The organism is Amycolatopsis sp. NPDC004747 (assembly GCF_053601335.1).
On the sequence record NZ_JBSGBQ010000014.1, the window covers coordinates 147,355 to 160,320 of the forward strand.

Below are 12,966 nucleotides of genomic sequence, written 5' to 3' on the forward strand. Positions count from 1 at the left end.
GCCCCTTTTTCGTGTCTAGAAGAGGGCGCTCGCGAGGTCGCGGCGGGCCTTCATCACGCGGTCGTCGGCCGGGTCGAACAGGTCGAACAGGGCCACCAGGTGCTCGCGGACCTTGTTGCGGTCCTCGCCCGCGGTGCGGCGGACGGCGTCGATCAGGCGTTTGAAGCCCGCCTCGACCTCGTTCGCCGCGATCTCCAGGTCGGCCGCGTCGAGCTGGGCCGCCAGGTCCGACGGGTCGGCGTCCGCCTTGGCGCGGGCCTGCGGGTCGGCGCTTTCGGCGCGGGCGGTGAACTTGACCTGGGCCAGGGCGTTCTTCGCCAGCTCGTTCGCCGGTTCGACGTCGAGGATGCGCTCGTACGCGGCCTGCGCGGCCGCGAAGTCACCCCGCTCGAAGGCCTCTTCCGCCTCGGTGAAGCGCGGGTCTTCCGGCTCCTCGACCGGGCCGCCTGCCGCCTCCGCCTCGCGGATGCCCGGCAGCTTGTCGCGCAGGGCGTCCAGGAGCGCGGTGATCCACTTGCGGATCTCGGGCTCGGGCAGCGCACCGGAGAAGGCGTCGACCGGCTGGCCGCCGGCGATGGCGACGATCGTCGGGATGGACTGCGCGCCGAACAGCTGCGCGATCCGCGGGTTCGCGTCGACGTCGACCTTCGCGACGACCCACGCGCCGCCGGACTCGGCGGCCATCCGCTCCAGGACCGGGGACAGCTGCTTGCACGGGCCGCACCACTCGGCCCACAGGTCGACGACCACGAGCTGGTGCAGGGACCGCTCCACGACCTCGGCCTGGAAGGTGGCCTCCGTGACATCGATCACGGCCGCGCCCGAGCCGGGCCGCGGCGGCCCGTCGCCACCGCCGGCCGGGCCGGCGGGCGGGGCCGGCTGCCGCTGCGCCGCTTCGGCACGGGCCTTGAGCGCGGACAGGTCGACCGCGCCGGAAAGGGCGGCCGACAGGGCCGCTGACTTCGCTGCAGATCCGCGTGGTTGTGTCACGGTTCCATCCTGGCACGCGCGCCGGAGGAGTTTCACCGGGTGCCCGGCCTGTCCACGGTCTGACACGTTCCGCGCTCGGCGCCGGCCTCCGGCCCCCGGTCTCCAGCGTACCGACCGGCACCGACGATTCCGGGGGCCGCGCGCGCAGCCCGGAAACTGTCGGCGACCACCGGTACGCTGGAAATCGGGGCTGCCCGCACCGTGGGTTTCGGCACGCTCCCGGCCCGTCCGCTTGGCAGGGACGGCACCGCTGGGGCAGGCTCGGCCGGTGCACATCCGGCGTGACGTGAAGGTGGGCCTGTCGATCGCGGCCGCTGTCGTCTGGGTCGGTGCGGTGACGCTGCTCATCGTGCACCAGCCCGATCCCGGTGCCGCCTCGCCGGGCGAGCTGCGGGACAAGCTCGCCGCCGCCCTCTCCGGCCACGACGCGGACGCCTTCGCCGACCTCCTCGACTACCCCGGCTCGGGCGCCGACGACTTCGCCAAGGACTACGTCTCGGTGCTGGCCGACCGCGGCGCCCACGACGTGCACGTGGACCTCGGCCCGGACGCGGCGGCCCCGACCCGTGCCACCGTCTCCGGCGCGCTCGGCGACGGCAAGCCGTTCAGCTACCCGCTGACGGTGACGAGCGAAGACGGCCGCTGGACGGTCGCCTTCACCCCGCCGCTGCCCTGATCACGCTGCCCTGATCACGCCTCGCGAAGGTGGGCTTCGATGCGCTCCACCTTCGCGTCGAGCTGGCCGGAGAAACCTGGCCGGATGTCCGCTTTCAGGACCAGGCTGACCCGGGACGAGCCCTCCCCCGCGGCCTCGACCGCGCGCTTCACGACGTCCATGACCTGGTCCCAGGAGTCGCCTTCGATGTTGGTGAACATCGCGTTGGTCGAGTTGGGCAGGCCGGATTCGCGGACCACCTTCACCGCGCGGGCCACGGCTTCGCTCACCCCGCCGTCGGGGTCCCCGCCGGACGGGCTCACGCTGAACGCGACGATCATGCTCGGAAGTCCCTTCTTCGGTGTTCTTTCCGCCGGTCGTGCGACACCCGCCGGTACCCGCTGGTAACTTCGCGTGTCATGAACCGTCCGCTGCCGTTCGACCCGATCGCCCGTGCCGCCCGGATCTGGGAGGACCGGATCGGGCCCTCCGGGACCATGGCCGCGGTGACCGGGGTGATGCGGGTCCAGCAGATCATCCAGTCCGCGGTGGACGGCGCGCTCAAGCCGCACGGCTTGACCTTCGCCCGGTACGAAGCACTGGTGCTGCTCACCTTCGCCCGCAGCGCCAGCCTGCCGATGCGGGTGATGGGCGAGCGGCTCCAGCTGCACCCCACCAGTGTCACCAACATAGTGGACCGCCTGGAGCGCGACGGGCTCGTGAAGCGGGTCCCGCACCCGACCGACCGCCGCACGACGCTCATCGAGATCACCGACGAGGGCCGCAACCGCCGCGAGGCCGCGACCGAAGCCGTCACCGCCATCGACTTCGGGCTGAGCGGCCTGACCGAGCGGCAGACCGAGCAGCTGACGGACCTGCTGACCAAGGTCCGCCGCGCCGCCGGCGACTTCAGCGAGTAAGCGCTCGATGCGCAGAAAAGCCCGCACTCTCGGAGAGTGCGGGCCTTTCTCACCTGCCGGGATCAGGCGGCGACGGGTTCCTTCGCCTGGAACAGGCCGACACCGCCGTGGGACAGCCGCTGCGGGCCGTCGAGCCTGCCGTTGCGCAGCGCCCACTTCTCGAACAGCCAGGTGAACAGCGGCGGGATGCTCGCGAGCAGCGCGAGGACCAGCGTCTTCGGGCGCCAGCCGAGCGGCTTCGCCACGGACAGGGAGACGACCACGTAGAGGACGAAGATCACGCCGTGCACCATGCCGAGGACGGGAACGCCGCCCTCGCCGGAGGAGTGGACGACGTACTTGAGGAACATCCCGACCAGCAGCCCGGCCCAGGAGAGGGCTTCGGCCACTGCGGCCACGCGGAACACGAGAGCGGCCTTGCTGGACACTTCTTCCTCCTGTGGGGTCTCACCACGTTGATACGCAGACACAAAAAAGTCCGACACACCGTCCAAGGCGGACTTGCCTTGTACGTCAACGGCGCTGTCGGACGTGCTGGTACCAGTGTGAGGCGTGACGGCCCTCACGGGAACACCGGGGGCCGTGACGGTGCTCACGGCCGTGGTCCACTGTGGTCTGAACCACGGCCGTGAGCGTCGAGCGGTTACCCCGCGCAGGGCGAAGCCGGGGCGGAGGAAGGTGACGTCCCCCACTTCGCCGTCGCGTCGGCGGTGAGGCCGAACTCCAGCGTGGCGCCGTGTGCCAGCTGCTCGAACCCGACGTACACCCGGTCGCTCGGCTTCGAGCCGACCTCGAGACCCGAGACGTACTGCAGCTTCGCGCCGTCCGCGCCGGGCGCCCGGATCGTGATGTCGCGGCCGTTCTCCAGGTGCAGAACGGATTTCGCGAAACGCGGAGCGTTGAGCACGAAGTTCCCAGTCCCTGGGACGGCCGGGTAGAGCCCGAGCGCGCTGAAGACGTACCAGGCCGACATGGTGCCGAGGTCGTCGTTCCCGGTGACGCCGTTGGGCGCGTTGGTGAACAGCGTGTGCGCCGCCCGCACGACCGTCGACGTCTTCGACGGCTGCCCGGTGAGCGCGTACATCCACGGCGAGTGCAGGTCCGGCTCGTTGTTGGGGTTGTAGCGGAACTGGTCGTAGTAGTCGTACGGGCCGACGACCCAGTTCTCGCGGACCGCCGTCGCCGGGTTCTTCACCAGTTCGTCGTAGGCGAAGAAGTCGTCGAGGCGCTTCCCGGTGGCCGCCGGGCCGCCCATCCGCCACACCAGCCCGGGCACGTCCTGCTGCACGAGCCACTGGTACTGCCAGGCCGTGCCTTCGTGGAAGCCGTCCTGGCTCTGCGGGCTGTACGGCTTGTCCGGCGGCGAGAACCACGCGCCGCCGAGGACCTTCGGCCGGAAGAACCCGGTGAAGCCGCGGTCGGCCTGGGTGGTGTCCCACAGTGTCCGGTACGTCCGGCCCTTGGCGGCCAGCGCCGCGGCGTCGTCCTTCTTGCCGAGCGCGGCCGCCATCAGCGACAGCGAACAGTCACCGAGCGCGTACTCCAAGGTGGCCGACGCGCCGTGGTTCGGATCGGTGTCCTGGCCTTTCTTCGGGAAGCCCGGGTCGTACTGGACGAACCCGTCCTGCTGGTAGCTCGCGTTGCCCGAGCGCCCCTGGAACGGCGACGCGGCGGGCGGGATCTCCCGCGAGTTCTGCAGGAGCGCCTGGTAGGCGTGCATCTCCTCGCCCGACAGCGCGCCGAAGCGCCACAGGTCGACCAGGAACGGCGTGACCGGGTCGCCGGTCATCGTGTTCGTCTCCTGGCTCGCGTACGCCCACCGCGGCAGCCAGCCGCCCTGGTCGTGGATGGCGAGGATGCTCTTGGCGATGTCGCGAGCGCGGTCCGGCCGCAGCAGCGCCAGGAGCTGGTTCTGCGTGCGGTAGGTGTCCCACAGCGAGAAGAAGTCGTAGTACGTCCAGCCCGCCGCGCGGTGGATCTTCTTGTCGAAGCCGTAGTAGCGGCCGTCGGCGTCGTTGGCCGTCAACGGCTGCAGCAGCGCGTGGTAGAGGGAGGTGTAGAAGACCGTGCGGTCGTCCGGTGTACCGCCCTTGATGTCCACAGAGGACAACTCGCGCCGCCAGGTGCGCTGGACGGCGTCCTTGGCCGCGTCGAACGACCGGATGCGCTCCGAGGCCAGGTTCCCCCGGGCGCCGGCCGCGTCGACCTGGGAGATCGCCGTGGTGGCGGTGACCTGGCCGCCGCCCGCGAAGGTCAGCCACGCGCCCCGCAGGCCCGCGCCGCCTTCGGAGGCGCGGGAGCCGGGCGTGCCGCCGCTCGGCGACCACGTGCCGAACGCCTTGAACGGCTTGTCGAACTTCGTCGTGAAGTACGTCGTGTAGGCCTTGCCGCCGCAGAACGCCTGCGACTCCACGGTTCCTTCGACGGTCCGGTCGTCGACGACGCGGATGCTGCTGCCCGTCACCGGTTCCTTGTCGTTGGCCTGGCCGACGTTGACGAAGACGTTCGCGTCACCGGGCTTGGCGAAGGTGTAGCGCTCGGCACCCGCCCGCGTCGCCGCGGTGGTCTCGACGTCGACGCCGCCGTAGCCGGTCAGGCGGACCTTGTAGTAGCCCGGCTTGCCCACTTCGCCGTCGTGGGTGAACGGCGAGGCGTACTGCTTCTGGTCGAAGGTGTCCGGGCGAGTCGTGTCGAACGCCTTGCCGGGGCCCACTTCCCCGGTCGTCGGCAACGTCGAGACCAGGCCGCCCTGCTCCCAGCAGCCCGCGCCGGACAGGAAGAAGTGCCCGAACCCGCGGATCGCGGTGTCGGTGTAGCGGTAGCCGGCGTAGTGCGAGGTGATCGGGCTGACCTGCGTCATCCCGAAGGGGGCCGAGGCACCCGGGAACGTGTTGCCCTCGTCCTGCGTGCCGATGAACGTGTTGACGGCGGCCAGGGCATCCCCGCCGGCCGCGGCGGCGACGGTGGGACTCGCCACCGTCGCCGCCGCGGCGAGCGTCAGCACGCCCGCCAGGAACTTGCCCGTCATGCGCCGATCCCGATGGCGAAGACGTGCAGGTCACCGCCGCTGACGTTGGCCGGCAGCGTCACGCTGGCCACCGTCTTGCCCGCGGCCAGGGTGATCGGGTTGGTGCCGAACACCATCGTGCGGATCTGCTGCGGGGAGCCGCCCGAAGCGTTGCGGTACGGCGTGGACAGCACGATCCGGTTGCCGAACGCGGGCTGCGCGTTGCCGCCGCCGAGGGTCCAGTCGGAGAACCCGATGGTGGCGGTGGACGTCGTGCCGTCGGTGTAGGTCACCGTCAGCGTGCCGGACGCGTTCCCGTTCGACGCCGAGCCGAGCAGCGCGAGCCGGCCGGAGCCGCTCACGTTGACGGTCTGGCCGCCGGCGACCACGTTGTCCGGGTCCCCGGCCGGGAACGACGGCCAGGTGAACTTGAGCCCGTCACTGGTGACCGTGGCGCCCGGGGTGGCACCGGCCGCGGCGAGGGCGTCGGCCGAGTAGCTCCAGCCGCCGCCGTCGAAGTTCGCCGCGCCCGAGTTCGCGTCCGGGGAGATGCCGGCGTTGTTCACCGTGGCCAGCCAGCTGTTCGGCTGCGCGACCAGCACGGTCAGCACGGCCTGCGAAGAGGCCACGCCGGGTGCGGAGAACGTCACCGGGATGCGGCGGGCGCCGTCGGCCAGCCCGGCCGGGACGCTGACCGTGAGCTCGGCGCTCGCCTTGCCCGCGGCGGGCACCGCGATGCTGCCGGTCGCCGGGGTCAGCGTGATCCCGTCGACGCTGCCCGCGCTGTAGGTCCAGGTCCGGGCGACCCCCGAAAGGTCCTGGACACCCACGGACGCCTTCGACGTCGACCCCGCGGGCGTCACCGAGCGCGCCGGGTCCACGAAGGACAGGCTCGGCTTCTCCTGCTCCCGGAACGACGGCGGCGCGTCGGTCGCCGCGCTGCCCCACGAGGTCGCCGTGGCGGAGCGGGTGTAGTCGAGCGTGCCGCCGCTGGAGAGCAGGGCTTCCGGCAGCCACGCCTTGGCGGCCGCACCGCCGTTGACCTTGAGGCTGCCCACGTAGTCACCGGTGCCGGGCGCGTTGATGGTGATCTTCTTGCCCGCGCCGGTGGTGAGCACGGCGTGCTCGAAGCGCGGGGTGACCAGCAGCGTCTCGGCGCGGCCCGGGATCTCCGGGTAGATGCCGAGCGCCGACCAGACGTACCAGGCCGACATCTGGCCGAGGTCGTCGTTGCCGATCAGGCCTTCGGGACGCGGGTTGTACAGCTCGTCCATCGAGCGGTGCACGATCGCCTGGGTCTTGGCGGGCGCACCCGCGTACGAGTAGACGTACGGCGCGTTGGAGTTCGGCTCGTTGCCCATGAAGGCGTACGGCTCCTGCGTGCCCGCGTTCAGCTGGGTGAAGAAGGTGTCCAGCCGGGACTGGGTCGCGGTGTTGCCGCCGAACGCCGTCACGACGCCGCCGAGGTCGTAGGGCACCATCCACTCGTACTGCGCGCCGTTGCCCTCGACCCAGCCCTGCGAGCTGGCGGGGTCGTAGGTGCCGGAGAACGAGCCGTCCGCGTTGCGCGGCTGCAGGTGCCCGGTCCCCGGGTTGTAGAGGTTCTGCCAGTTCTGCGCGCGCTTCATGAACGTCGTGTACGTCGCGCTGTCGCCGAGCCGCTTCGCGAACTGGGCGATGGAGAAGTCGGCGCTGGTGTATTCCAGGGTGTCCGCGCCGGCGCCCGGCACGTAACCGAGCTTCTGGTAGTCGTCGAGACCCGGCCGCTCGGTGTAGCCCTGGGTCGGCTGGGTGGCGCCCTTGATCATGAGCAGCAACGCCTTCTGGGCGTCGAAGTCACGCGCGCCGAAGGCGTACGCACTGGAGACGATGATGTGGTACGGGTCGCCGTTCATGACGCCGGTGTAGTCGTTGGCCACCGTCCAGCGGTCCCACGAGCCGCCCTGCTCGGCGTAGGCCATCATCGACCGGACGATGTCCGAGGTCTCCTTCGGCGCGATCGTCGCCAGGAGCGGGGCTTCCGAGCGGTAGATGTCCCAGCCCGAGAAGTTGGTGTACATCGCGTGGCCCTTGTCGGCCGTGTGGACCCGGCCGTCGAAGCCGACGTACTGGCCGTTGACGTCGGAGAAGACGTTCGGCTGGATCAGCGAGTGGTACAGCGAGGTGTAGAACGTCGTCAGGTCGGCGTCCGAGCCGCCGGTGACGGCGATCTTGCCGAGCTGGTCGTTCCACGCCTTGCGCGCGTTCGACGCGACCGTGTCGAACGACTTGCCGGTGTTCTCGGCCTTGAGGTTGGCCTTCGCGCCGTCGGCGGACACAAAGGACAGTCCGACCTGGACGTTCACCTGTGCGCCGTTGAGGTTGGCGAAGGTGACGTACCCGCCGCTGCCCGGGCCGGACACGGTGGTGTTCTGCGGCGCCGCCTTGGCCGGGCGCGCGATCGAGGCGTCGACGCCGTTGGGCTGCGCGACCTTCGCCCTGGCCCCACCGGTCTCGGCGGCCTTGTTCGGCGTCACGGCGCCGTTCTTCCAGGTGCCGATCGACGCGAACGGCGTGTCGAACTTGGCCGAGAAGTAGACGCGGTAGCTGTTGCGCGCGCCGCAGAAGCGGCCGCTGGTCGCCCAGCCGCTGATGGTGTCCTTGCCGATGGTGATGGACGCGTCGTCGGTGCCGTTGACCGAGCCGGACGTGTTGACCAGCAGCGTCGAGGACGCGCCCGCCGGGTAGGTCAGCCGCGCGGAGCCGGTGCGCTGGGTCGCGCTCAGCTCGACCTTCGCGCCGCTGTCGAGGGTGACGTCGTAGGCGCCGGCGGTCGCGTGTTCGTTGGTGTGCGAGAACTTCGACGTGTAGTGCCCGGGGTCGGTCGCCGGGGACGTCGTCACTTCACCGACATAAGGGATGAACGGGATGTCCCCGTAGGTCGAACAGCCGGCGCCGGACAGGTGCGTCAGGCTGAACCCGGTGAGGGCGTTGTCGTCGTAGAAGTAGCCGCCGGGCTGGGATTTCACCGTGTCCGGGCTCCACTGGACCATGCCGAACGGCGCCACCGCGCCGGGGAACGTGTTGCCCGCACCGCCCCCGGTACCGTGGTCGGCCCCGCCGGGCCGGGTGCCCACGAAGGGGTTGACCCACTTCGCGTAGTCCGTGCCGGTAGCCGCGGCAGCGGGGACAGCGGGAGCCACCGCTGCGGTCACCGCCAATGTCAGGAAAGCTAAACCGGCTCTGAAGCGCGCTCGCGCCATGGCCATCGCCTCTCCACCTCGTCAGCGCGACCCAGAAACTGTCATGACAACCTTGTCGCGCAGTCGGTCGAACCCGGCCACCTTGGGTAGCCACTCACCGGACAGTCAAGGGACACGTCAAGACCTGTCCACTTCCGGACAGCGTGATCAGCCGTCTGTCCTACGCCATCGGTAGCCGAATCGGCACAATCCACACCCGGGGCGTTGACAAGCACCGGGGGCGTGGCGTTCAATCCCGGTCACTATGACAACGTTGTCTCCTCTGGGCCGGGACTCCGGCGGCAACACGCGCACGGCGAGCAGGCGGGCCACGATGAGCGACGTGGCCCGGCTGGCGGGCGTGAGCATCAAGACCGTCTCACGCGTGGTCAACGACGAACCGGCGGTGCACCCGGACACCGCCGAGCGGGTCATGGCGGCCATCGAGCAGCTGGGTTTCCGGCGCAACCTGGGCGCGCGGAACCTGCGCCGCGGGTCGACGACCGGCACCATCGGGCTGATCGTCGAGGACGTCGGCAACCCCTTCTACTCCGAGCTGAACCGCGCGGTCGAACGCATCGCGACGTCGTTCGGGCGCCAGGTGCTCACCGGCTCGTCGGAGGAGAACTCCGACCGCGAGCGCGAGCTCGTCCTCGAGTTCTGCGCGCGGCGGGTGGACGGCATCCTCGTCGTCCCGGCCGGCCTGCAGCACGGTTACCTGGTGCCGGAGATGCGCGCGGGCACGCCGGTGGTGTTCATCGACCGCCCGGCAGGCGACATCGTGGCCGACACCGTGCTGGTCGACAACCTGGGCGGCACCATCGAAGCCGTCACGCACCTGGCCCGGCACGGGCACCGGCGGATCGCGTTCCTCGGCGACAGCCCGGACATCTTCACCGCGGCCGAGCGCCTGCGCGGGTTCCGCGAGGGCTGCGTGCGCAACGGGATCTCCTACGAGGAGTCGCTGGTTTCGATGGGGACACCGACCCCGGACGCGGTCGGCAACGCCGTCAAGCGGCTGCTCGACGGCCCGGACGCGGCCACGGCGGTGATCGCGGGCAACAACCGGATCGCGGTGCACCTCCTCCGCGCCCTCGCGCACGCCGAGCGCCGCCCGGCCATGGTCGGGTTCGACGACTTCGAGCTGGCGGACCTGCTGAACCCGCCGGTCACCGTGGTCGCGCACGACGTCAGCGCGCTGGGCCACGCCGCGGCCGAGCTGCTCTTCGCCCGCGTCCAAGGAGATCAGTCCCCGCCGAGAAAGGTAGTCCTGCCCGTGCATCTCGTCGCCCGTGGTTCCGGTGAGGTCGCCCCGTGACCTTCGAACCGATCCGGCTCGCCGCCAACCAGCCGCCGCAGTTCTACCGCGGCGGCGACGCCATCGCGGCGCTGCGCGGGGCATCGTCCGACAAGAAGTTCGGCCCGGAGGACTGGGTCGCCTCGGCGACCACGATGTTCGGCCAGGAGACCAACGGCCTCACCCGCCTCCCGGACGGCGCCTGGCTGCGCGACGCCGTCGAGGCGAACGCGAACGGCTGGCTCGGCGCGAAGCACGTCGAGGCGCTCGGGACGTCGACCGGCCTGCTGGTGAAGCTGCTCGACGCGGGCCAGCGGCTGCCCGTGCACTTCCACCCCGACGACACCTTCGCCAAGCGGCACTTCGACTCCCACTTCGGCAAGACCGAGGCCTGGATCGTGGTCGGCACCTACGGCGACGACCCGCGCGTCTACCCGGGCTTCAAGGAGACGCTGTCGAAGGCGACCGTGTCCGAGTGGACGCGCGAGCAGGACGTCCCCTCGATGCTGGGCGCGCTGAACAGCATCCCGGTGGCCGCGGGCGACACCGTCTACATCCCGGCCGGGCTGCCGCACGCGATCGGCGAAGGCGTGTTCGTCGTCGAACTGCAGCAGCCGACCGACTTCTCGCTCACCATCGAGTGGCGCGACTTCCTCGCCTCGCCGGAGAAGGGCCACCTCGGCCTCGGCTTCGACACCGCGATCGAGGCGCTCGACACCTCGGGCTGGGACGACGAACGGCTGGCCACGATCATCAAGCACACCGCGGGCGACCCGTCGTCCACCGTGGACCTGCTGGCCGGCGGATCGGAGCGGTTCTTCCGAGCCGAACAGCTGCGCACCGACCAGCTGACAACGTTGTCACTCGACCCGTCCTTCGCGGTGCTGGTCGTCCTCGACGGCGAAGGCACCCTGCGGACCGAGCACGGCGGCGAGCACGCGCTGGCGAAGGGCGACACCTACGTCGTCCCGTTCGACGCCGGCCAGACCGAGCTGTCCGGCACGGCGACGGCGATCCGCTGCCGCCCGCCGGCGCCGGAAGAGAGGCACGGATGAGCGAAATCCTGCTGGACGCGATCGACCTCACCAAGCACTACGGCTCCGTGGAAGCCTTGCGCGGCGCGTCGTTCCAGGCCCGCGCGGGCGAGGTGACGGCCCTGATCGGCGACAACGGCGCCGGCAAGTCGACGCTGGTCAAGTGCCTTTCCGGGGCGGAGCAGCCGACGTCGGGGAAGATCCTCCTCGACGGGTCGGAAGTGCGCTTCGACTCCCCCACCACCGCCCGGCGGCTGGGCATCGAGACCGTCTACCAGGACCTCGCCGTCGCCCCCGAGCTCGACCCGGCCGCGAACCTGTTCCTCGGCCGGGAGATCCACCGCAAGGGCATCCTCGGCAAGCTCGGGATGCTCGACAAGGCCGAGATGCGGCGGCAGGCCGTCGAGGAGTTCCAGCGCCTCGGCGTGACGCTGCAGAGCACCGACGTCCCGATCGGCTCGCTGTCCGGCGGCCAGCGGCAGAGCGTCGCCGTGGCGCGCTCGGTCGTCTGGGCGTCGAAGGTCGTGTTCATGGACGAGCCCACCGCGGCTTTGGGCGTCGTCCAGCGCGAGCGCGTGCTGGACGTCATCAAGAAGGTGCGCGACAAGGGCATCGCCGTCGTGCTGATCAGCCACAACATGCCCGAGGTGCTGTCGGTCGCCGACCGCGTCGAAGTGCTGCGGCTGGGCAAGCGGGTCGCCCGGTTCACCGGGGCGGACACGAAGCTCGAAGACCTCGTCGCCGCGATGACCGGCGCCCTCGTGCAGGAGGAGGCGGCGTGAGCGTGTCCACTCCCCCGGCGAAGAAGGACATCCAGGAAGCGCCCGACGCGGGCTTCGGCAAGCGGCCGCTGGGCAAGCGGCTGGTCGGGGCCAACACGTTCTGGATCGCGCTGGTCCTGGTGGCGCTGATCGTCGTGTTCAGCGCGATCGCGCCCGGCGAGTTCCCGACCCTGTTCACCTTCCAGACGCTGCTCATCGAGACGGCCGTGCTGCTGGTGCTGTCGGTCGGGATGACGTTCGTGATCATCACCTCCGGCATCGACCTTTCGGTCGGCTCGGTGCTGATCTTCGCCGGCATGGTCGCCGGCAAGGTGATGGAGGCGATGTCCGGCGGCAACGCCTCGAACGCGGGCTGGGGCGTGATCACCGCCGGCCTGGTCGCCGCGGTCGTCGCCGGCACGGCCTGGGGCCTGGTCAACGGGTTCCTCATCGCGGTGGCGGGGATCCCGCCGCTGATCGTCACCCTCGGCACCATGGGCGCGGCGCTCGGCGCGGCCTACCTGCTCAACAACGGCTCCGACGTGCGGAGCATCCCGGTCGTGCTCAACCAGACCCTCGGCTACGGGACGTCGTTCGGCGTCGTGCCCAACCTGGTCATCGTCGCCGTGGTGATCACCTTGATCGGGGCGTGGCTGCTGCACACCACGAAGTTCGGCCGGTACACCTTCGCGGTCGGCTCCAACGCCGAGGGCGCGCGGCGCGCCGGCATCGGCGTCACCCGGCACCTGCTGAAGGTGTACACGCTGACGGGTTTCCTGGCCGGGATCGCCGGGTTCCTCTCGCTGGCGTACTACGCGTCGACCACGATCTCGGCGCACACCACCGACAACCTCAACGCCATCGCCGCGGTCGTGATGGGCGGGACGAGCCTGTTCGGCGGCGTCGGCTCGGTGCTGGGCACGGTGATCGGCGTGTTCATCCCGGCCGTGCTCAAGAAGGGCTTCAACATCACCCACGTCCAGGACTTCTGGCAGATGATCGCCGTCGGCGCCGTGCTCATCGCCGCCGTCTGGTTCGACCAGCGACGCCGCCGCCGTCGCAACTCCCGCTGAGTTCCCCA

At 70.5% G+C, this 12,966-nt stretch carries 11 protein-coding genes; 6 read left to right on the forward strand and 5 right to left on the reverse strand.

Going from position 1 to position 12,966, the window contains the following annotated elements; all coding sequences use genetic code 11:
* Positions 1–15: 15 nt before the first annotated feature.
* Positions 16–990, reverse strand: coding sequence for a tetratricopeptide repeat protein (locus ACWEGE_RS23835; RefSeq protein ID WP_449662640.1), 975 nt, complete (start codon positions 988–990; stop codon positions 16–18).
* 268 nt (positions 991–1,258) lie between these two features.
* On the opposite strand from ACWEGE_RS23835, the gene ACWEGE_RS23840 reads away from it, so the two are divergent.
* Positions 1,259–1,666, forward strand: a complete 408-nt coding sequence (locus ACWEGE_RS23840; RefSeq protein WP_449662641.1) for a hypothetical protein — start codon at positions 1,259–1,261, stop codon at positions 1,664–1,666.
* A 14-nt stretch (positions 1,667–1,680) separates the two neighbouring features.
* Here ACWEGE_RS23840 and ACWEGE_RS23845 read toward each other — a convergent pair whose 3' ends face one another.
* On the reverse strand, positions 1,681–1,986 hold the full coding sequence (locus ACWEGE_RS23845; RefSeq protein WP_449662642.1) for a thiamine-binding protein: 306 nt from the start codon (positions 1,984–1,986) through the stop codon (positions 1,681–1,683).
* A gap of 78 nt (positions 1,987–2,064) precedes the next feature.
* Between ACWEGE_RS23845 and ACWEGE_RS23850 the strand changes: the two genes are divergently transcribed.
* Positions 2,065–2,565, forward strand: a complete 501-nt coding sequence (locus ACWEGE_RS23850) for a MarR family winged helix-turn-helix transcriptional regulator (protein WP_449662643.1) — start codon at positions 2,065–2,067, stop codon at positions 2,563–2,565.
* A gap of 62 nt (positions 2,566–2,627) precedes the next feature.
* Here ACWEGE_RS23850 and ACWEGE_RS23855 read toward each other — a convergent pair whose 3' ends face one another.
* The 3 genes from ACWEGE_RS23855 to ACWEGE_RS23865 form a co-directional block, all read right to left on the reverse strand.
* Positions 2,628–2,993 (reverse strand): DUF3817 domain-containing protein, encoded by a 366-nt coding sequence (locus ACWEGE_RS23855; protein WP_449662644.1) that lies wholly within the window; start codon positions 2,991–2,993, stop codon positions 2,628–2,630.
* A 215-nt stretch (positions 2,994–3,208) separates the two neighbouring features.
* Positions 3,209–5,593 (reverse strand): GH92 family glycosyl hydrolase, encoded by a 2,385-nt coding sequence (locus tag ACWEGE_RS23860; RefSeq protein ID WP_449662645.1) that lies wholly within the window; start codon positions 5,591–5,593, stop codon positions 3,209–3,211.
* A complete protein-coding gene (locus tag ACWEGE_RS23865) occupies positions 5,590–8,814 on the reverse strand; it encodes a GH92 family glycosyl hydrolase (protein WP_449662725.1) in 3,225 nt (1,074 codons plus the stop codon). Before ACWEGE_RS23865 ends, ACWEGE_RS23860 begins: the two co-directional genes overlap by 4 nt.
* 313 nt (positions 8,815–9,127) lie before the next feature.
* Here ACWEGE_RS23865 and ACWEGE_RS23870 point away from each other — a divergent pair, with 313 nt between their 5' ends.
* The 4 genes from ACWEGE_RS23870 to ACWEGE_RS23885 are packed head-to-tail and all read left to right on the forward strand — an operon-like array spanning position 9,128 to position 12,958.
* Positions 9,128–10,111, forward strand: a complete 984-nt coding sequence (locus ACWEGE_RS23870) for a LacI family DNA-binding transcriptional regulator (protein ID WP_449662726.1) — start codon at positions 9,128–9,130, stop codon at positions 10,109–10,111.
* Entirely contained in the window at positions 10,108–11,145 is a 1,038-nt protein-coding gene (locus ACWEGE_RS23875) for a class I mannose-6-phosphate isomerase (protein ID WP_449662646.1), read from the forward strand. The genes ACWEGE_RS23870 and ACWEGE_RS23875 overlap by 4 nt, the downstream gene beginning before the upstream one ends.
* A complete protein-coding gene (locus ACWEGE_RS23880; RefSeq protein ID WP_449662647.1) occupies positions 11,142–11,906 on the forward strand; it encodes an ATP-binding cassette domain-containing protein in 765 nt (254 codons plus the stop codon). Before ACWEGE_RS23875 ends, ACWEGE_RS23880 begins: the two co-directional genes overlap by 4 nt.
* Positions 11,903–12,958, forward strand: a complete 1,056-nt coding sequence (locus ACWEGE_RS23885; RefSeq protein WP_449662648.1) for an ABC transporter permease — start codon at positions 11,903–11,905, stop codon at positions 12,956–12,958. Before ACWEGE_RS23880 ends, ACWEGE_RS23885 begins: the two co-directional genes overlap by 4 nt.
* Positions 12,959–12,966: the final 8 nt, after the last annotated feature.